The following is a 461-nucleotide window of genomic DNA, read 5'->3' as shown; positions in this document are numbered from 1 at the left end:
CCGTGACAGCTCGGGCGACGACCGCCTGCTGGGCCCGATCTTCTCCCGCCGGCTCTGGAATGCCACCGGTGGAACAGTGGACATTCCGGTGTTCGTCGGCGGCTTCGGCGCGGTCGAGGCCGAGTTCGTGATCCAGCTGCTGGAAGACGCGCCGGCCGACAAGCTGCACTGGACCGCCGAGGAAGCCGAAGCCCTGCCGGCCAAGCTGTTCTACGGCGTGGAAGTGGCCAGCAGCCCGCTGGCCACCATCAACCAGCTCGGCCCGCGCGTGGTGGTGTCCGACTTCGGCAACAACAACGGCCTGGTGCTGGGCGGGGAAATCCCCGACTGGACCGCCATGGACGACGCCGACCTGCGCGCGGAAACCCGCATCGAGGGCGAGGTGGTCGGCACCGGCGGTGCCACCCTGCTGCCCGGTGGGCTGCGTACCGCCTACGCCTTCGCGTTGGCGCGTTCGGCCC

Annotated in this window: 1 protein-coding gene; it reads left to right on the top strand. The window is 70.3% G+C overall.

Annotation, left to right across the window (positions count from 1 at the left end; all coding sequences use genetic code 11):
- A partial coding sequence (locus AC1DN0_RS41455; RefSeq protein WP_477146662.1) for a hypothetical protein occupies window positions 1-461 on the top strand: 461 nt, incomplete at both ends.

Source organism: Cupriavidus sp. 05N39 (assembly GCF_056397325.1).
Note: the sequence above shows the minus strand (reverse complement) of the source record. Positions and strands in the feature narration are given on the sequence as shown.